Consider the following 18,517-nt stretch of genomic DNA (forward strand, 5'->3'; position numbering starts at 1 on the left):
ATCTCATCCTTGCGCTTTGTGCCGTCAATGGTCACAGCAAGGTCGCCGTTCGCCAGAGAACGCATGTTGCTCGTGAGCCTGTTGATCGGCCTGGAGATGCTGCGGCCAAGAGCGAACGCGAGGCCAATCAGAACCAGAGCGGATACACCGACAAAGGCGAGGAACACGTTGCGATAACCGGCACTTGCAACAGCCAGATCATCCACATACACGCCGGTCCCAATGACCCATTCCCACTTCGGAAAAGCCGCGGCATAGGTCGTCTTCGGAGAGGGCTCGGTCTGATTGGGCCGTGGCCAAAGGTACGAGACAAAGCCTCCGCCCTGTTTTGCCGCGTCAACCATGTCCTTCGTGAAGAACTTGCCGGTGGAGTCTCTCAAACCGGACTGATCCTTGCCCTCGAGCTGTTTGTTGACCGGATGCATCAGATTGACGTTGCTGTAATTGAAGATGAAGAAGTACTCCGACCCACTGTAGCGCATGACCCGCAGAGCCTCGGAGGCGCGCTTCTGGGCCTCTTCCTCGGTCATTTCCCCCCGGCCAGCACGGGCATGGTAATCGGCCACAATGCTGATGGCCGTATCGGTCAGGTTCTTGAGTTCGGACTGCTTGCGCTCCGTCAGAACCGTCGAGATCGTCATCGATCCGTAGATCGAGAATGCAATCAACGCCAGAATGCCAGCAGCCATTCCGGCATAGAACCTGCCAGTAACACTGGACAGAATGCTCGTTACCCTCTTCCGAGCGGGGGGATTTTGGACAGTCATCTCTTCTTTGTGGGCCCGCCTGCATCGCCGCAGGAGGCTCGCGCCCCTGTGGCGCGAAAAATCAGGCTTTTCACCGTTGCATCAAAGAAATAACTCAGGGTTAACCGGCTAAACGACAATCACCAGAGCGGAATACTACTGGAGCTATACGATAGATTAAGACAGAGTGGGGCGCTACTATGCTGCGTTTCGGTTCCGTTTGTTTCTCCTGGTCCGTTTCAGATCAGTAAGGCATCTGAGGATATTCGAAGGGCCTGAGACAAAGAGTTCAGCTTTCCGAGTTGCTGACTGGCGGTTCTCTTTGGATCCGCTCCAGCAGGTCGAGGATAGACTCCCCCTCCGACTTCCTGAGCCTCTCGAGAAACTCGATGCCATGCTCCCTGCCTTTGGACCAGACCAGACGAGCCCGCATGGTCTGACCCAGTTTCGGGATCTCCAGTTCGAACTCACCGCCAAGGTTGGCTGGTTCGGGAAACCAGATGCGGGCTCCGGATTCTGAAAGGTCGCGAATCGTACAGGAGAACTGCGTCGCGTCGGGAGTGGACCTGATACGCCCCTCGAGGATTGACGGAAAGCGCTTGCTCAAGCGTCGGTCGATCATTCGGTGCTCAGACTGGGTTCCCACTGGATGAAAATCGACAAGCTAACTTGAGGTTCGCACGGCAATTGTTCAATCTCAGCTCGATACCGTACTGAGAGCTGTGAACACGGCGCAAGAGCTCACGGGTTTGCTTTTCGCCATACTCCTTGGCCCGGAGCCATTCGCTCGAAAGAGTGGCGCCTGCACCAGCGTGTCGCCCGTCGCCCTTACCACCTCGGCGTGAAGCACTCCGGATCAGATCGGCTGCTGCGGGAATTCCGCTGTCGGCTGCAGGAAAGCGCTCCTCAGCACCTCATAGGTGGTCGATCACGGCAAACAGGTCGGCCGTTTGGCTGTAGGCCTCATTGACCGCGGGCATCTCACCGAAGCCCCGGCGATCGAATGCGATCACGTGATAGTTCGGGGCTAACGCGGCAAGCTGGTGACGCCACATCCGGCGGTCCGCGACTGCGGCACGCAGGAAGACAATCGGTGGGCCGTCGTCGGCCCACTCAGCCGCGATCCGCGCGGTACCAACAGGCACGATCCCCGAGGTCGTCTGCATCTTGTTGAAAACTAGCTATGGCACGTGGGGCTAAGCCTAATCCCGCGGCGAAGCCTAAGCAACAATAGATCATCCTGCACCATGACCCAAATCCGCGTCGTTTAAGGGTGCACCGGGCAAGCCCTCCGGACTAGATCTGTCAGAAAACAGCCTCGCATTCCATAAATGATGAAGTGGACGGCGCCTGCTCCCGGCAGCGCCCTATGAGATAGGGTGATTGCCTCAGCGCCAGACAGGGAGCCGCTCCAATGCATGTGACGACAGTAGGTCTCGATCTCGCCAAGCATGGACCATCGAGTATCTAAGTTACAGTTTGTACTCTGATGCGCGACGTCAATTCGGAGGTAGGAATTTTCGGGATTGTATATGTCCCAATCGCATTTCTTGTTCCTTTGCTGCAGCTTAGGCGCAAATGACACGGCTCGGATTCGGCCCCATCATGAGCGGTTGGCGTCGCTTAATCGAAAGGAAGGGCCCCGGCCGGCAATGCCGGGCGGGGCTGAGCAAAACAGAGGCTCGAACGTAATCTCAATCGACCAGAGCTCCATAGAGCAGGTTCTTGAACAGGAACCGGGTATGCAACCGCGGGGACGGCGCCGCTGCCATAAAGACCCCGACGATATTCTCCTTCGGATCGATGGTGAAACTCGTCCCGCCGGCACCGGCCCACATGTAGTCACCGGTCGAGCCCGGCACCCATGACAGTCCCTCCTGCAGGCGAACGCCAAAGCCAAGTCCGAAGCCATAGCCCGGGCCGGTGGTCGGCGTGGGGGCGCCCTGCAACCCTGCGATATGGTCCGAAGTCATAAACTCAACGGTCTCAGGTGACAGGATCCGCACCCCGTCGAGTTCACCCCCGTTGAGCATCATCTGCGCAAAGCGGAAATAATCCTCCGCCGTAGTCACGGTTCCCGCCCCGCCGAGCCGGTAACGCTTCCCGGGGTCTTCTTCGACGCGGACCCACTTCCAGGCATCCGCCTTCTGCGGATCGCTACCCAGGGCATCGGCCAATTTCGGCAGCTGCTCAGGAGTGGCCTGGAATCTGGTGTCCTTCATGTTGAGAGGTTTGAATAGGATCTCATCGAGGTAATGGTCCAGTCGTTTGCCCGAGACCCGTTCGACCAGAACCCCGAGAACATCGGTCGAAACCCCGTATTCCCATCGAGTACCAGGCTCATAGGCTAGCGGGATAGTTGAGAGACGCTTGATCAGCTCTTCGGGGGAAAGATCACTGTTCCGGGACTCGATCTCCGCCTTGTCATAAGCCTCCTTCAGTTCCGGGAAGGGAGCGCTGCCTGCGTAGGTAAAGCCAGAGGTGTGTCGCAGGAGATCTTGAACCGTAATCTGGCGCTTGGCCGGAACCGCAACCCGGGTTGTTCGGCCCCGGTCATCCGTCTGTTCCGTATAGACAGTCATCTGCTTGAACTCGGGCATCCAATTAGAAATCGGATCCCGAAGGCTCATCTTGCCCTCCTCGACAAGCTTCATTGCCGCCGCCGAAACAAAGGGTTTTGTCATCGAGAATGCCCGAAAGACAGCATCCTTGGTCATCGGCTTGGCTTTCGCCGCGTCGATGAAGCCATGGGCTTCGAAATGCACGATCTCGCCGTTCCGGGCAATTAAGGTCACGGCGCCCGGCATCGTTCCCTTTTCGATTTCGGCCCTCATGACAGGGGCGGTCCGGTCCAGTCGCTCCTGCGAGAAGCCTTGAAGTCCATTATCGGTGGCAAATGAAAGTTGTAACGGTACGATGGCCAGAACGGCGGCCATCGACAAAAGAATGCGTCTTTTCATGCCTCTTCCTCCCGTCTCCGGACCACAAGGCTTCGCTCGCGCCGGCACATAAAAGCTTAGTGCGGGCGTGGCGCGTGGCTAGATACTCTGAGGGATCGACGACACGACAACTCGAGGCTTCGTACGCGTCAGGTTCGGAGAATTACGTACAATGGCGAAACTACCAGCCCATTGTGCCGTAAGATGTTGTGGAGTCGGACCCGCACCTTCCCCGTCTAATTTGGGGTGGGAACAAGAACTGTTCCACACACGGGCTCGTCTTGGCACCGTCAGGAGCGGGAGCCATCCACCCATTGTTTGGGAGCAATTCTTGTTCCCACCCCTTTGGGGAGCGCCTCTGCGTGCCATGACACCGTCCACCATAGGGCCCGCGAGTATGCCCGCGGTCCGGTTCACATCAACTCGGCCGAGGGTTTCAATGATCAGATCCGCCGCACGGTCTCAGGCGTGTTTCACCATATCAGTCCGCATCACGCGTATCTCTACTTCAACGAGATCGGTTTCCGCTGGTCGCAGCGGATGGTCACGGGCCAGGCGCCGCGACGAACGCGCAAGGGACGGGCGGTGACCAAGACCTTGTGGGCGAGAATGCCGCCTGCTCTGCAGCTTCCAGCGGTGTTTCGCTTCGCTATCGGACGCGAGATGCGGCGGATGAAAGCCGGTGGGATCAACCTTCTCTCGAAAGTAGCTGTCTTTGGTTGATAATGCCGGCGTATAATCAGGAACAGATCTTGCGCTGGCCCTTTCAGGGCCTGGTTGGCAAATTGCAGGTTACCGTTGTCGAGGCGCAGCCGCTCGACCTCCTCTTGCAAAGTCTGATTGTCGATCCGCAGCCCTGAGAGCTCCTGCTCGGGCTCTGTCGCAATTTCTGACTGCGGACAGAAAGATCTAAGCGCAGTTCGTACTCGCCTATTCGGCGAGCCGCTCGAACTGCTCAGCGAGTGAGGATTGCGGAGCGCAGGCATATTTCGCCTGTCCCTTTCGCATCATGTGCACCNTCGCAATTTTTGACTGCGGACAGAAAGATCTAAGCGCAGTTCGTACTCGCCTATTCGGCGAGCCGCTCGAACTGCTCAGCGAGTGAGGATTGCGGAGCGCAGGCATATTTCGCCTGTCCCTTTCGCATCATGTGCACCATTTCGATACCGCCCAGGATCACGCGAGCGCTGTTCAGGGACTTGAACCCCATCATCGGGCGAACCCGCCGCTTGATAGCCCGTTGATCCTGCTCGAGACGATTATTGAGACAGGCGCTTTGCCGGATCTTGATCGGTTTGAGCCTGCGTCTTGAATGGTCCTGGAGCCGGCTCTCCGCATCACACGACAGGATGGCTTCCCGATTGGTCTGGCTGCCGTCGATAACGATCCGCTCTGGCCGGCCATGCCGCCTGAGGGCTCGGCTCAGGAATTGCTTGGCGGCGGTCAGATTGCGCCGCTCACTGAGCCAGAATTCGACCGTATCGCCGTTGCCGTCAATCGCGCGATACAGATAGCACCACTGACCCCGGACCTTGATGTAGGTTTCGTCGACATGCCATCTCCGGGTGACGGGTCGCTTGCGTCGAGTGAAGCGCTCCAGCAGTTCGGGCGAGTAACGGTCGACCCATCGGCCGACCGTTGCGTGATCAACGGAGATGCCACGCTCCGCCATCATCTCTTCCAGATTCCGGAGGCTGAGATTGTAGGCCAAATACCAGCGCACGCAGAGCAGGATCACGGAGCGATCGACATGCCTACCCTTGAACACGCCACCCTCCGCCCCTTAACCTCAGAGAGCAGTAGCTGAAACTCTGAAACAAAGGGTTTGCGACATATCCCTCCGGCGCCGTGGCTACTGCGATCTGTGACAGGGCGGCCAGGTGCGGTGGCTATGGGACCTCCGGAATGCCTAGAGGGTGTCTGGAAATTAAGCTGCGGCATGGACTAATCTTTTGGTCATGAGGCGGCACATAGCGAGATAAATCCACGTCTCGGTGGTCGACGGCAGGCCCTCCCAGTCCTTGGCCAAGCGGCGGTNCATTGGATACTCCAAAGATGAACCTGGTCCGAAGATGGCGGGTGGAGGCTCAGCCTTTCACGAAGGCGAGCAGATCCGGGTTGATGACGTCGGCATGAGTCGTCAGCATTCCATGTGGATAGCCCTTATAGACCTTGAGCATGCCGTTTCTCAGAAGCTTTACGGACTTGAGCGCGGAGTCGGCGATCGGGACGATCTGGTCGTCATCACCATGCATGACGAGCGTCGGCACCGAGATCGCCTTAAGATCTTCTGTCTGGTCAGTCTCCGAGAAGGCTTTGATGCCATCATAGTGCGCCTTGGCCGAGCCGATCATGCCCTGGCGCCACCAGTTCTGGATCACACCCGGATATACCTTGGCGCCCTCCCGGTTGAACCCGTAGAACGGTCCCGTGGCCACGTCGAGGAAGAGCTGGGCCCGGTTGTCGGCGACACCCTTGCGAAAACCGTCGAACACCTCGATCGGCAAGCCTTCCGGATTCCTCTCAGTCTTGAGCATCAGCGGTGGAACGGCGCTCACCAATACCGCCTTAGCGACGCGGCCCGCGGGCTCGCCGTGCTTGGCCACATAGCGGGCAACCTCGCCGCCGCCCGTCGAGTGGCCGATGTGGACAACGTTCTTCAAGTCGAGTGCTTCGACAACCGCGAAGGCATCGGCGGCGTAATGGTCCATGTCGTGGCCTTCGCTGACCTGGGCCGAGCGGCCGTGTCCTCGACGGTCATGGGCGACGACGCGATAGCCATGCTGAAGGAAGAACAGCATCTGTGCGTCCCAATCGTCGGAACTAAGAGGCCAGCCGTGGTGGAACATGATCGGCTGGGCATCCTTCGGACCCCAGTCCTTGTAGAAGATTTCCGTGCCGTCCTTGGAGGTGATCGTCGCCATGGTGAGCGCTCCTTTCGGTGGGGTTGGTGGTGTGGCCGCTTCCGGTGAACCCGGCAGTGCGAGGGAAGCGGTGAAGGCCGCTGCCGCCGCCAACTGTCACGGCGGGTCAGGGAGATGGGAGAACGAGGGGAGCCGGACATCGGGACTTCTCCTGGGTCAGGTTGTGGTGGGCTTCCCGCGCGGCTTGTCGACGCCGAGGAAGTGCTGGACCAAGGGCTCGTCCGGTCCCTGGTGGAATCGGCGCGCCTGGGACTGGATGTCGGCGTCGCTCTTCGATACGCGCCTATGCTGGCGCAGGTGTTCGGCCCAGGACTCGACGAAGAACCACTCCACTAGGCGTTCCGGATCGGCGGCGTCCTCGGAGATGCCCCAGGCATAGGCCCCGTCCCTGCGCCGCTCCTCGGAGAGCCGGTAGAGGGCGGTGAGGAAGCCCGCACGATCCTGCGGGAGGATCCGGTAGGTGATCATGATCATCACTGGGCCGCGATCTTGTGCGACCGGCTCAGCGATGGCTGGCTCAGGCCAATGCAGGGAGGGCGTGAGGTCGCCTTCGCCTTCCGGCAGCGATGCTCGATGGGCCAGGAGTCCGCTCAGGGCCAGAGCGGCGCCGGCGCCGATCAGGGCCGCGTCTGTGCCGGTCTCCTGGGCCACGAGACCCCAACCCAGGCTCCCCGCCGCCATGGCGCCGTTGAAAGCCGTGAGATAGATCGCCAAGCCACGGCCCCGAATCCAATTCGGCAGGATGGCCTGCATGGTTCCATTGAGGGTGGTCAGCATCGTGATCCAGGCCGTCCCGAGCACGAAGGTCGCGAGCAGGCCCACGACTTCGAGGTCCGTCAACGCAAGAAGGATAGTCGCGCCTGCGGTGACCACGGTTGCGGCCAAAACCAAACCGTCCTGACCTAGGCGCGCCCGGGCGCGGGGCATCACAAGGGCGCCGCAGATCGCTCCGGCTCCGACGCTGCCGAGCAGGAGACCATAAAAGCCTGGGCCGCCGCCGATCTCCTGGCGGGCCACGAGTGGCAGCAACGCCCAGGCCGCGCTGGCAGAGCCGAAGAACAGAACCGTGCGCCAAAGAATCCGGTGCAGGCTGCGGCTGGCGCAGGCATAACGGAAGCCTACCCGCAGGGCTCCACCAAAATGCTCACGCAGACCGGCTTCGGCATCGGCCTCCCGCCGCCACCACAGGAGGGCGGCACTAACGATTGCATAGGTGAGCACATCGATGCCGTAGACCGCCGCCGCGCCGAGCGCCGCCAGGACGAACCCGCCAAGCGCCGGACCGATGGAGCGGGCGATGTTAATGCCAAGCGAATTGAGCGCGACAGCTCCCTTGATGTCGGCTTTGGGCACCAGCTCCGGCGTAATCGCCTGCCAGGCAGGGGTCGCCAGCGCAGCCCCTGTGCCACCGAGGAAGGTGAGCAGGACTAGGCTCTCCACCGTGACATTGCCGGTCCAGGCCAAGAGGGCGAGAGTGGAGCTGACGAGGCCGAGGCCGACCTGGATCATGACCAGGAAGCGGCGGCGGTCAAGGATGTCCGACAGGACGCCGGCGGGAATGGAGAAGAGAAAGACGGGAAGCGTCCCAGCCGCCTGGATCATCGCAACGGCGGCGGGCGAGGCCGACAGGTCCGTGACGAGCCAGGAGGAGGAGACATCGCGCATGAAGGTGCCGATGTTGCCGAGCACGGTAGCGGCCCAGATCACCGCGAATAGGCGGTGGTGCAGCGGTGCGAAGGTCCCGGGAGGAGGGGCGGCCCCATCGGCCATGGTGGTTCCGGTTCCACTCATTGGCGTGGCCCTGCGCCGTTGACGAACAGGGCTGATACGGCCAAGCCGCCGACGATGGCAACATGCTCAAAGAAGGTGGCGGTCTGGCGGCCCCGATCCGGACCCTCGAACATCCAGAATGGATGCGCCAGGAACGTTGCGAGAGCCGTGAACACGGCGAGGATGCCGGCTCCGAGCCAGCAGAAGCGGCGCGTCAGGAATAGGACCGAGCCGCCGAGTTGCGTGACGATGACGGACGCAGCGACGAGAACGGCTGGTTGCAACTCGAGATCCGCAACCTCCCCGGTTGTGCCGGCAAAGTCGACCAGCTTGATGACGCCGCTAATCAGGAACGGCGAGGCCAGCGCAAGCCGGGCGATGAAGGCGGCGCCGGGCACGGCCAGCACCTGGGCGATAGGGCGGGGGACGGTGACGTCATGCATGGCACACCTCCCTCAAAAGGCCCAGCAGGAGCAGCCGAGCACGCTCCAGAATGAGCGCACATCGGATGTGGGCGTGTTGGCGCTCCAGGCGCTGGCATGGGAATGGCCATGCACGCCGCAGGAGTTGGCGCAAGCGCAAGCCGCCGCCGCGAAGGCATACTTGCGAGCCTCGTCATTGCCGGCCCGCTGCTGGTAGCCGCCATAGCTCCGCACCGGCGACCAATCCGGCATGGGTGGGGGCAGCGAAGGAGCGAGATCCTTGAACTCGGCGTCGCCATGCACGGGCTTGCCGCCCAACAGTGTCAGAACCGACGTGATGTCCTGGATCGCATCCTCCGGCACGGCAAAGTAGTCATCGGAGAGCACCGCCAGATCGGCCAGTTGGCCTTGCCGGATCTGACCTTTCTTGCCGGCCTCGTTCGAGAACCAGGTGTTGGCCTCGGTCCACAGCCGCAGGGCACTTTCACGGTCGAGGCGATTGGCTGCTGGATAGAGCGTCAGCCCTCCCAGCGTCCTGCCCGTCACGAGCCAGGACAGGGAGATCCAGGGATTGTAGGAGGCGACGCGGGTGGCGTCCGTGCCGGCGCCGACCGGCACGCCGGCGTCAAGCATGCGCTTGACGGGCGGCGTGTGCTCAGCCGCCTTGTTGCCGTAGCGCTCGACAAAGTCCCCGCCCTGGAACGCCATCCGGTGCTGGACCGCGATGCCGCCGCCAAGGGCTGCAATGCGGTCGATGTTGCGGTCGTCGATGGTCTCGGCATGATCGAAGAACCAGTGCAGGCCGTCGAAGGGTATCTCGCGGTTCACCTTCTCGAACACGTCGAGCGCCCGCGTGATGGTCTCATTGTAGGTGGCGTGCAGCCGCCAGGGCCAGCGGTTCTCGACCAGCAGGCTGACGACCGGCTCCAGATCGCCTTCCATGTTGGGGGGCATCTCGGGCCGTTCGACCTTGAAGTCCTCGAAGTCGGCAGCGGAGTAGACCAGCATCTCGCCGGCACCGTTGTGGCGGTAGAGATCGTCACCCTGGCCTGGCTTGACTTGCTTCGACCAGCTGTCGAAGTCCTTGAGTTCTTCCTTCGGCTTCTGGGTGAACAGGTTGTAGGCAAGGCGCACCGTGAGCTGGCCCTCGCGGTGGAGCTCCTCGATGATCCGGTAGTCGTCCGGATAGTTCTGGAAGCCGCCGCCGGCGTCGATCACGCCGGTCACTCCGAGGCGGTTCACCTCACGCATGAAGTGACGCGAGGAGTTCTTCTGGTACTCTGGCGGGAGTTTTGGGCCCTTGGCAAGAGTGGCATAGAGGATGGTGGCATTGGGCCTGGCGATCAGCAGGCCCGTGGGGTTGCCGTTCGCATCCCGCTGGATCTCGCCGCCGGGCGGGTTTGGCGTGTCCTTGGTATAGCCGACGGCCCGCAAGGCCGCGCCGTTGAGCAGTGCACGGTCATACAGGTGGAGGATGAAGACGGGCGTGTCAGGCGAGACTGCATTGATCTCATCGAGCGTCGGCAGACGCTTCTCGGCGAATTGATGTTCGGTGAAGCCGCCGACCACGCGCACCCACTGCGGCGCCGGCGTCCGGTCTACCTGTTCTTTGAGCATCCGCATGGCGTCGGCCAGGGAGCGGACGCCGTCCCAGCGCAGCTCCATGTTGTAGTTGAGGCCGCCACGGATGATGTGCATGTGGCTGTCGATCAGGCCCGGAATGACGCGGCGGCCCTTGAGGTCGATCCGCTGCGTGGTCGGTCCGGCGAGAGGCATCACCTCCTGCTCGTCACCGACGGCCGCGAAGCGTCCGTACCGGATGAGCAGCGCCGATGCTTCAGGCTGCTGGCGGTCGAGGGTCGTGATCTTGCCATTATGAAGGATGAGATCAGCGGACGTGTTCATGGATTGCGCCTCGGTCCATTCCGGAAATGAAAGCCCGGTCGCCAATGCGCCAAGCCCGTTGACGACGCTGCGTCGATTGAGGGAGCTCACCATTGCAGTTCTCCAGCAGAGCGCGATCTTATGCACTTCCGATGGTTGGGAAGGGTGAAGCGGCGCGGACTCATGATGCCTTACTCTGCCCATCACCTGCCCGTCCGGTCAGCCTGCCGCCTTGCGGCAGGTGGCCGAAGACGTGCGGACGGACCTGATGCAGCCAGGATTCTGCTGGCGATTCCTTCTGCCAGATGCCCTTGAGTAGCGGCGGGATCTGCTCTCCGACGAGGATGCCGAGCAGGCCAATCAAGGCGACCACGGGCGGCGCCGGAGAGCGCACGTTCAGCATGCTGTAGATGACGCCAACCAGGAGGCCGGCCCCAAGCGACATGAGGTAGATTCTCATTGCATCCTCCCTAATGTATGCTTGGGGAGAGCGGCGCATCGGCATTGATGCACCGCCAACTCGCGCAGAGGCTGGTTCATGGTCTGACAGGCTTAGACAAACCACCCCTGAACCAGATTATTCCGCGGCCTGAGCGTGGGAGCCCTCGCTCGCGCCGAACATTGTCTTGGCGTAGATGATGCCGAGCCCATAGGCGCCGCCGAACCTTTTCGCGATCCCGGTGGTCATGTCGTAGGTGTCGGTACGAGCCCAGTCGCGCTGAAGTTCGAGCAGGTACTGCAAGGATGTCATGGGTCTGGCGCCTGCCTGGATCATTCGCTCCATTGCCCGTTCATGCGCCTCCTCCGAGACGTCGCCGCAAGCATCGGCAATGACGTAGACCTCAAAGCCCTGATCGATCGCCGACAAGGCCGGGCCAACGATGCAGACCGACGTCCACAGACCCGACAGCACGATCCGGTTCTTGCCGATCTCGTTGATGCGTTCGATCACGGCGGCATCTTCCCAGGTGTTCATCGACGTGCGGTCGAGAAGAGCCTGCCCTGGGAACGCGTCGGTAATCTCAGTGAACATTGGCCCAGAGAAGCTCTTCTCGGCCACCGTCGTCAGGATGGTCGATACACCGAAACCCGCCGCGGCGTGGGCGACGAGCGCCGCGTTGTTGCGCAGCATCACCGCATCAATCGACTTGGTCGCGAACGACATCTGCGACTGGAAGTCGATCATGATGAGCGTGTGGTCCTTCGGTGCGACGAGCTGTGCTCCGGGAGTCGGTGTGGCATTGGTGGTCATGGTCTTCTCCTTGGTTGAGCAAGATCTGCGGCATCATGGGATGCGACAGGAGGCTTCTTCAGGCCCGGAGCACTCCTCCTCCGTGCCGCCAGATACGCAAGTTGACTGATACGAGGTCTGTTCTTGCCCGACTGGGGCCAGAGTTACTGCCCCTGGGATCCTTTACCCACAGGCCCTTCGGAATGATCGACGGCCGATCGGATGCACGATAGAAGCTCATCCGCCTCCAGTGGCTTCGCGATGTAGCACTTGATGCCTTCCCCCAGTGCCTGTGGGCGGATGTGGTCCTCGGGATAGGCTGTCATCAGGATGGTCGGGATCGTAAAACCAGACGCGGCCAATTCGCGATGAAGCTCAAACCCGCCCATCCCAGGCATCCGCACGTCCGTGATCAGGCAGTCCATCTTGTGCAGATCCTCCGACCTCAGGAGCGCGGCCGCCGAGTCGAATCCCGCAGCAGCAAACCCCAATGCCTTGACCAGATCGACGGTGGCATCGCGGGCGGACTCATCATCATCCACGATCGCGATCAGCAAGTCGCCCACCATCTGGCCCCTTACAAAATCCCGGAAGATCATGTGACCTGAGCCCGGGCTGGCGGCGCGACAATTCCAACGCCGAGCTGATCATCGCAAGGGCGGGCGGATGAGTTCAATCGAACTGTGGTGGCGGGCGTCTACGCCTTTCCGGTAGCCGCGTTTAGACTATCGGCAATCCGGACAAGGTCGGCGAGGGAGGGGGCGTTCATCTTGCGCATGACTTGGGCGCGATGGACCTTCACTGTCATCTCGCTCAATCCCAACTCAGCGGCGATCTGCTTGTTCAACATACCGGTCACGACTAAAGCCATCGTCTCCTGCTCCCGCGGCGTCAGCGAGGTGTATCTCGCCCGCAACTCCGTGAGTGCCTCCTCGTCTGCCCGGCGGCGGCGATCAAGGGCGATCCCCACATGGACTGCATCGAGCAGGTCCTGATCTCGGAACGGCTTGGTGAGGAACTCGATCGCCCCTGCCTTCATGGCGGCCACCGACATCGGGATGTCACCGTGGCCGGTGATAAACACGATCGGAAACCTGATGCCGATGGATTCCTGCAATCGCTGGAACTCAAGCCCGCTGGTGTCAGGCAGGCGGACATCGAGAACGAGGCAGGTGGGGAGGTCGATGCGGTTATCATCCAGGAACGCCTCGACCGAACCGTAGGAGCGCACCTCGTGACCGACTGAGCGAAGTAGGTCCTCGATCGACTCGCGGACATAGACGTCATCATCAATAACGTAGACGATCGACCCCCTCTTGTTCATCGGATTGATCCTCAATGGCGAATGTCCGATACAATGTTGCATGGCAGTGTGAGGTGGAAGACTGCGCCGTGCGGGATATTGTCAGTCGCCCATAGCCGCCCGCCGTGGTCTTCGATGATGGATCGGCTGAACATCAGCCCCATGCCCATGCCCTCCGGCTTTGTGCTGAAGAACGGATCGAAGATTCGGTCCCAAAGGTCGGATGCGATGCCCGGGCCGTTATCCTCCACCGTCACCAGGACCTCTCCCTCTCCCGAACGGGAGCTGACCTTGATGATCCGGGGACGGTCGGTGACGGAACTCAATGCATCAACGGCGTTTGCGATCAGGTTCAAGATGACCTGTTCCATTTGCATCGGGTTGACTGTGACGGGAAGTGCTCCCTCAAGATGGGTCCGTATCGAGACACGCCTAAGGCGCGCCTCCTCCTCGGTCCGCAACAGGACACTCTCGATGAGACGGTTCAGGTCGATTGGAGCTCGCTCCCGGGTGTCCGTTCTGAAGAGATTTCTGATGCCATTGACCACATCGCGGGCGCGATGACCATCGCGCACCACCCGCTCCAAGGCGGATCGCGCCTCCCCGACGCGTGGCACGTCATTGTCGAGCCAGCGCAGGCCAGCGCTGGCATTGGTGACCATGCTGGCCAGTGGCTGGTTGATCTCGTGCGCGATCGAGGCCGATAGTGCCTCCATGGCCGTGAGCCGGCTCTCCCGGGCCAAGCGCTCAGAGCGGATGGAACGAACCAGTTGAGCATGCAAGGCTGTCGTCTCGGACAGGAGGACCAGCAGTACCACGCTGGCGGATGCCAGGCCAAACAGGCGACCTGCCCACCAGCCGACGCTCAGCCGCGTGGCGCCGCCGAGATATGAGATCAGGAGGATCTCGATCAGTAGCGTGCCGAGCACCACCATCAGCCACAGATCGAGCGTCGAACGCAGCCGAGTCCAAAGCACCGCGAGGCTGGTCAGATAAATCGCCACTGATGCCGCGGGAACAACGTGCCAGAGCGGGGTCACCTCGCGCGTATTAAGCATGAAGGTTGGAAGGTTCTCCGCACGCAGGACCACGGCGAGGGTCAAGACCGATGTCAGGGTGGCAACAAGGGCGATCCAGCCCAGGATGGCGCGACCAGAGACCTTCCATGATTGGTCCCAGTCCTTCTTATCCCTCATAAGCGTGAAAGCGAGGACGGAGAGGGCGAATCCGAGACGCCGCGCTGCCGCGATAACGGCCGTGATCTGGAGGTTTGGTTCGATCCCAAGCGTCGTGAACACCCCGGGGAAGCTCAGGGCCCATGGCATCGCCAGCAGGCCCGAGAGGAGATAGCCGGTCGCCAGGATGAGTATGGCCCGCGAACGGTCGATCGAGAAGAGAGCGAAGAGAAGGGCTGACGTGAGCAACTCGACGAGGAGCGCTGCCGCCGCGTAGGCTGGGATCAGGATCTCGGTTCCCGGAAGGTTAACGCGGGCGACGGGTGCGGAAAACAGCATCGCCGCCATCAGAGCGGCAACGATGCCCACTGCGAGCCGCCGTTGGCTTCGGTTGGGCGCCGCGGTCGACAAAAGGAAAGGGTGCTGGCCTTGCGCTTCAATCATCAACGCGTCGCAATTCTTACGGTTGCGGGATATTTACGAGAAATACCTTTTGAATGGAAGGAGTTGCTAGACACCCAAGAAATATGAGCTCGACATTTAGGTCTATGTCGGGGCTTGCGGATGACAGACGTTCAGGAGTCGGGCCACGATGTCAACCGGATTGCCGGCACCAAGCCGTGGGGCTCCAGCCCTGATCATCGGGGCGTCGGGCTCACTGCATCGCCCGATGACTGGCGCGGGTCATCCTGCCCTTCGATGCGCCTGCGCTTCTTGGCGATCTCTGCCGCTAGGAAGTCGAGGAATACCCGGACACGTGGGGATTGGCGCAGATCGGGATGGGTGAGGAGCCAAAGACCGGCCGAGAAGTCAGGATTGAACGGACCCAGTCGGACAAGCTCCGGCCGGGCATCCCCGATGAAGCAGGGAAGATGACTGATGCCGAGCCCCTCCTCGACGGCCTCGGCCAGTCCGAGCACCGTGTTGACCTTGTACCCAATCCGCTCCGGCGGCACATGCTCGTGCACGAACCTTACGGCTTTCAGTATCGCCAGGTTGTCACCCAGGGACACCCAATCGCGTTCGTACAGGCTCTCCGGGTCGATAGACTCAGGGTCAGGGAAATCGTCCGCGCGGCCATAGAGCGCCCAGGCGATCGTGGCGGCCCGTCGGCCGACAAGGTTCTCGGGAGGAGTGTCGGTGGCGCGGATCGCCACGTCGGCATCCCGTTTCGACAGATTCAACTCCTGGTTCGCGAGGACCACATCCAGGCGCATGTTGGGATGCATCTTCCGGAATTTTCCGAGCAGGGGTGTCAGCAGGTGGACCAGGAGTGAGTCGTTGGTGGTCACGCGCAGTTCGCCAGCGGGCGCGATCTCCCGTCCGGCCATCTTGCGCGTGAAGGCCGTGATGTCGTCGTCCACCCGCTGGGCCAAGGCGACCATCTCCTCGCCGGGCGTGGTGAGGGTGTAGCCGCTGCGGTGGCGCTCGAAGAGCTTGGCCCCGAGCGCCTCCTCGATCTGAGCGAGGCGGCGGAAGACCGTGGAATGATTGATCCCGAGGAGGGCCGCCGCAGCGGGAAGGTTGCGGACATCGGCGATGGCCTTGATCAGGCGGAAGTCGTCCCAGGCAAGGTTCTTGAACGGTTCGCCCACGGTGCTCTCCCGGACGCATTACGGCTGCCGGCGCAGTTTCGGCGTCGGCAGCTCATGAGGCAAGGTCCTTCAGCCGATCCGCGGACGGAGAGTCGCCTTGGGGCTGTTCGGGACGGCGACGGGTTTCAGGGCGAAGGCGCCGTCGCCGATCAGGATGTGGGCGAGGGCTGCCGCCGCGAGGAACGCGGGATACTCCCAGCCGCCGTTCGGGGCGTTGAACACCCAGCCGTTCGGCGCGTGGATGAGGGCAGCGCCGAGCAGGACCGGCAGCAGCGCGACCGAGACGACGCGGGCGTAGAAGCCGGTCAGGATGGCGAGGCCGCCGATCAGCTCCGCTAGGATGATCGGCCATGCAAGGAAGGCGGGGTAGCCGACCTGGTCGAGGAAACCGGCGAAGCCCGGCATCGTGAACACGGCGATCTTCAGATACGCATGGGCGATAAACATGATGCCGAGGGCGGCACGCAGGGTGAAGGCGCCATAGGGGGCAAGGCGAGTGTCGATCATGGGTCTGTCTCCGGGACCGGATCTGGTCCGATAACGGCAAAGCTGATCCTTTCACTGTCGCAATGCAACAGACTGGAAAGCAGCTTTGATATTGCATGGGTGCAATCGAAAGCCCATGGCGTTTGGGCCGGACCGGCGTATCTCTGATGCAGCAACAGGGGCGATGGAGCCCCTTCGGAGGAAAAGACCATGCGTCGGAACGGCATCCACCACATCACCGCCATCGCGGGCCTGGCCCAGCGCAACCTCGACTTTTACACCCGCACGCTCGGCCTGCGCCTGGTCAAGAAGACCGTCAACTTCGACGATCCCGGCACCTACCACTTCTACTACGGTGACGAGGCCGGCCAACCGGGCACAATCCTGACGTTCTTCCCGTGGGAGCATGCCGCTCCGGGCCGGCTTGGGATCGGGGAGACACAGGAGACGGTCTTCCGGGTGCCTGAAGGCGCCATCAGCTACTGGACGCACCGGCTGATCGAGAAGGGCGTGGCGCATGAGGTGCCGCAGAAGCGCTTCGGCGAGACTGTCCTGGCCTTCAAGGATCCCGATGGCATGCGGCTGGCCTTGGTGGCCGTGCCTGGCATCGAGGCCGAGACGGCCTGGAGCACCGGCGACATCCCGGTCGAGCATGCGATCCGCGGCTTCCACAGCGCCAGCCTGCTGCTGGACATGGCGGCTCCGACCGGAGCCATCCTGACGGATGTGTTCGGCTTCACCGAGGTGGCCCGCGAGGGTTCGCTGGTTCGGTACAAGGCCGGGGACACAGCGCTGGGCGGCATCGTCGACCTGCGCGAGGCGGGTGGTTTCCTGCCGGGTCGTCCGGGCGCCGGCACGGTCCACCACATCGCCTTCCGGGCGACCGATGATGCGGCGCAGGCGGAGATGGTCCGAAAGCTCGCCGAGAACCACGGCATCCGCACGACGGAGCAGAAGGACCGCGACTACTTCCGCGCCGTCTACTTCCGCGAGCCGGGCGGCCTGCTGTTCGAGATCGCCACCGACGCGCCGGGCTTTGCAGCCGACGAGCCGGCCGAATCCCTCGGCCGGGCCCTGAAGCTGCCCCGCTTCCTGGAGCCGAACCGCGAGCAGATCGAAGCGGTCCTGCCCAAGGTCGCCTGACCCAACGCCAACCCACCCTGCGCCCGACCGATCCGGGCGCAGGGACCTTTCCCTTTCCGCATTGGCAGGGCTGCCAAGGCCCTGATCGAGGTTGCCATGACTACGACGACCGAACTCCCGTTCATCCATCGCTTCACGCCGGCCCCGGCGCCGGGCCGGCCGCCGCTCCTGCTTCTGCATGGCACCGGTGGCAACGAGGACGACCTGTTGCCGCTCGGGCCGATGCTCTCCCCTGGCTCAGCCCTCCTGTCACCGCGCGGCAAGGTGCTGGAGGGCGGCATGCGGCGCTTCTTCCGCCGCCTGCGCGAGGGCGTGTTCGACGAGGAGGACGTGCGCCGCCGCGCCCACGAGCTCGCCGACTTCGTCGCCGAGGCGCGGGAGGCCTATAGTCTGGCAGAGCCGATTGCGATCGGCTTCTCCAATGGCGCCAACATCGCCGCGGCCGTGCTTCAGCTCAGGCCTGAGGCGCTGGCTGGAGCCGCCCTGGTGCGGGCGATGGTGCCGCTGCAGGAGCCGCCGGCGGCCAACCTGAGCGGCAAGCCGGTGCTGATCGTCTCTGGTGCATCCGATCCCATTGTGCCGGCGGACAACGCCAAGCGACTGGCGTCGCTGCTGAAGGGCGCCGGCGCCTCCGTCCAGCACCAGGTGCTTCCAACGGGGCATGCGCTGTCGCAGACCGACATCGCCCTCACCAAAATCTGGATCGACCAACTCCAACGTACTCCGGAGGGCGGGCCTTCGGGTCCGCCCGATAAGGACAACGATCAGCAACTCACCGGCAATGCCCCGGCCAATCACGCCTTCTACACCCGGACGCTCAGCCTGTGCCTGGTGAAGAAGACAGTCAACCAGGACGATGTCAGCGCCTATCACCTGTTCTATGCCGACGGGCGCGGCTC

General features: G+C 62.2%; 17 protein-coding genes and 2 pseudogenes. 3 read left to right on the top strand and 16 right to left on the bottom strand.

What is annotated here, in order from left to right; genetic code table 11:
- From ACFOYU_RS00205 to ACFOYU_RS00220, 4 genes are all read right to left on the bottom strand, one after another.
- The coding region (locus ACFOYU_RS00205) for a cache domain-containing protein (RefSeq protein ID WP_377032003.1) at nt 1–689 on the bottom strand (689 nt) is incomplete at its 3' end.
- Between the two features lie 346 nt (nt 690–1,035).
- A complete protein-coding gene (locus ACFOYU_RS00210) occupies nt 1,036–1,368 on the bottom strand; it encodes a PilZ domain-containing protein (RefSeq protein WP_377032004.1) in 333 nt (110 codons plus the stop codon).
- 292 nt (nt 1,369–1,660) lie between these two features.
- Nucleotides 1,661–1,912, bottom strand: coding sequence for an alpha/beta fold hydrolase (locus ACFOYU_RS00215; protein WP_377032005.1), 252 nt, complete (start codon nt 1,910–1,912; stop codon nt 1,661–1,663).
- A 528-nt stretch (nt 1,913–2,440) separates the two neighbouring features.
- The gene (locus tag ACFOYU_RS00220; RefSeq protein ID WP_377032006.1) at nt 2,441–3,706 is read right to left on the bottom strand and encodes a serine hydrolase domain-containing protein; all 1,266 of its coding nucleotides are present in this window, start codon (nt 3,704–3,706) and stop codon (nt 2,441–2,443) included.
- A gap of 324 nt (nt 3,707–4,030) precedes the next feature.
- Here ACFOYU_RS00220 and ACFOYU_RS00225 point away from each other — a divergent pair.
- Nucleotides 4,031–4,408, top strand: a pseudogene (locus ACFOYU_RS00225) (transposase); the annotation flags it as partial.
- A 346-nt stretch (nt 4,409–4,754) separates the two neighbouring features.
- Here ACFOYU_RS00225 and ACFOYU_RS00230 read toward each other — a convergent pair.
- From ACFOYU_RS00230 to ACFOYU_RS00285, 12 genes are all read right to left on the bottom strand, one after another.
- Nucleotides 4,755–5,453 carry an IS6 family transposase gene (locus tag ACFOYU_RS00230; protein ID WP_377032007.1) on the bottom strand — a complete coding sequence of 233 codons (699 nt, stop codon included), beginning with the start codon at nt 5,451–5,453 and terminating at the stop codon, nt 4,755–4,757.
- 319 nt (nt 5,454–5,772) lie between these two features.
- Nucleotides 5,773–6,609: an alpha/beta fold hydrolase gene (locus tag ACFOYU_RS00235; RefSeq protein WP_377032008.1), complete on the bottom strand. Its 837-nt coding sequence runs from the start codon at nt 6,607–6,609 to the stop codon at nt 5,773–5,775.
- Between the two features lie 156 nt (nt 6,610–6,765).
- Nucleotides 6,766–8,400 carry an MFS transporter gene (locus ACFOYU_RS00240; protein ID WP_377032009.1) on the bottom strand — a complete coding sequence of 545 codons (1,635 nt, stop codon included), beginning with the start codon at nt 8,398–8,400 and terminating at the stop codon, nt 6,766–6,768.
- Nucleotides 8,397–8,822, bottom strand: a complete 426-nt coding sequence (locus tag ACFOYU_RS00245; protein ID WP_377032010.1) for a DoxX family protein — start codon at nt 8,820–8,822, stop codon at nt 8,397–8,399. Before ACFOYU_RS00245 ends, ACFOYU_RS00240 begins: the two co-directional genes overlap by 4 nt.
- A gap of 12 nt (nt 8,823–8,834) precedes the next feature.
- Nucleotides 8,835–10,799, bottom strand: coding sequence for an amidohydrolase (locus tag ACFOYU_RS00250; protein WP_377032011.1), 1,965 nt, complete (start codon nt 10,797–10,799; stop codon nt 8,835–8,837).
- A gap of 67 nt (nt 10,800–10,866) precedes the next feature.
- Entirely contained in the window at nt 10,867–11,145 is a 279-nt protein-coding gene (locus ACFOYU_RS00255) for a XapX domain-containing protein (RefSeq protein WP_377032012.1), read from the bottom strand.
- Nucleotides 11,146–11,262: 117 nt separating this feature from the next.
- Complete coding sequence (locus ACFOYU_RS00260; protein ID WP_377032013.1) at nt 11,263–11,937, bottom strand: hydrolase; 675 nt, start codon at nt 11,935–11,937, stop codon at nt 11,263–11,265.
- A gap of 143 nt (nt 11,938–12,080) precedes the next feature.
- Nucleotides 12,081–12,482, bottom strand: a complete 402-nt coding sequence (locus ACFOYU_RS00265) for a response regulator transcription factor (protein WP_377032035.1) — start codon at nt 12,480–12,482, stop codon at nt 12,081–12,083.
- 131 nt (nt 12,483–12,613) lie between these two features.
- Nucleotides 12,614–13,240 carry a response regulator transcription factor gene (locus tag ACFOYU_RS00270; protein ID WP_377032014.1) on the bottom strand — a complete coding sequence of 209 codons (627 nt, stop codon included), beginning with the start codon at nt 13,238–13,240 and terminating at the stop codon, nt 12,614–12,616.
- A gap of 11 nt (nt 13,241–13,251) precedes the next feature.
- Complete coding sequence (locus ACFOYU_RS00275) at nt 13,252–14,838, bottom strand: sensor histidine kinase (protein WP_377032015.1); 1,587 nt, start codon at nt 14,836–14,838, stop codon at nt 13,252–13,254.
- Between the two features lie 194 nt (nt 14,839–15,032).
- Complete coding sequence (locus ACFOYU_RS00280; RefSeq protein ID WP_377032016.1) at nt 15,033–15,989, bottom strand: LysR family transcriptional regulator; 957 nt, start codon at nt 15,987–15,989, stop codon at nt 15,033–15,035.
- Nucleotides 15,990–16,058: 69 nt separating this feature from the next.
- Nucleotides 16,059–16,496 (bottom strand): DoxX family protein, encoded by a 438-nt coding sequence (locus tag ACFOYU_RS00285; RefSeq protein ID WP_377032017.1) that lies wholly within the window; start codon nt 16,494–16,496, stop codon nt 16,059–16,061.
- Nucleotides 16,497–16,685: 189 nt separating this feature from the next.
- Between ACFOYU_RS00285 and ACFOYU_RS00290 the strand changes: the two genes are divergently transcribed.
- Both ACFOYU_RS00290 and ACFOYU_RS00295 read left to right on the top strand, forming a co-directional pair.
- Complete coding sequence (locus ACFOYU_RS00290) at nt 16,686–17,618, top strand: ring-cleaving dioxygenase (protein ID WP_377032018.1); 933 nt, start codon at nt 16,686–16,688, stop codon at nt 17,616–17,618.
- A 96-nt stretch (nt 17,619–17,714) separates the two neighbouring features.
- Nucleotides 17,715–18,323, top strand: a pseudogene (locus ACFOYU_RS00295) (alpha/beta hydrolase); the annotation flags it as partial.
- Nucleotides 18,324–18,517: the final 194 nt, after the last annotated feature.

The organism is Microvirga sp. GCM10011540, assembly GCF_042650665.1.
GTDB lineage: Bacteria > Pseudomonadota > Alphaproteobacteria > Rhizobiales > Beijerinckiaceae > Microvirga > Microvirga lenta.

Bases quoted from the DNA above. Each gene is read 5' to 3' on its own strand.
- ACFOYU_RS00210 (WP_377032004.1), bottom strand. From the start codon at position 1,368: ATGATCGACCGACGCTTGAGCAAGCGCTTTCCGTCAATCCTCGAGGGG.
- ACFOYU_RS00215 (WP_377032005.1), bottom strand. From the start codon at position 1,912: ATGCAGACGACCTCGGGGATCGTGCCTGTTGGTACCGCGCGGATCGCG.
- ACFOYU_RS00220 (WP_377032006.1), bottom strand. From the start codon at position 3,706: ATGAAAAGACGCATTCTTTTGTCGATGGCCGCCGTTCTGGCCATCGTA.
- ACFOYU_RS00235 (WP_377032008.1), bottom strand. From the start codon at position 6,609: ATGGCGACGATCACCTCCAAGGACGGCACGGAAATCTTCTACAAGGAC.
- ACFOYU_RS00240 (WP_377032009.1), bottom strand. From the start codon at position 8,400: ATGAGTGGAACCGGAACCACCATGGCCGATGGGGCCGCCCCTCCTCCC.
- ACFOYU_RS00245 (WP_377032010.1), bottom strand. From the start codon at position 8,822: ATGCATGACGTCACCGTCCCCCGCCCTATCGCCCAGGTGCTGGCCGTG.
- ACFOYU_RS00250 (WP_377032011.1), bottom strand. From the start codon at position 10,799: ATGGTGAGCTCCCTCAATCGACGCAGCGTCGTCAACGGGCTTGGCGCA.
- ACFOYU_RS00255 (WP_377032012.1), bottom strand. From the start codon at position 11,145: ATGAGAATCTACCTCATGTCGCTTGGGGCCGGCCTCCTGGTTGGCGTC.
- ACFOYU_RS00260 (WP_377032013.1), bottom strand. From the start codon at position 11,937: ATGACCACCAATGCCACACCGACTCCCGGAGCACAGCTCGTCGCACCG.
- ACFOYU_RS00270 (WP_377032014.1), bottom strand. From the start codon at position 13,240: ATGAACAAGAGGGGGTCGATCGTCTACGTTATTGATGATGACGTCTAT.
- ACFOYU_RS00275 (WP_377032015.1), bottom strand. From the start codon at position 14,838: ATGATTGAAGCGCAAGGCCAGCACCCTTTCCTTTTGTCGACCGCGGCG.
- ACFOYU_RS00285 (WP_377032017.1), bottom strand. From the start codon at position 16,496: ATGATCGACACTCGCCTTGCCCCCTATGGCGCCTTCACCCTGCGTGCC.
- ACFOYU_RS00290 (WP_377032018.1), top strand. From the start codon at position 16,686: ATGCGTCGGAACGGCATCCACCACATCACCGCCATCGCGGGCCTGGCC.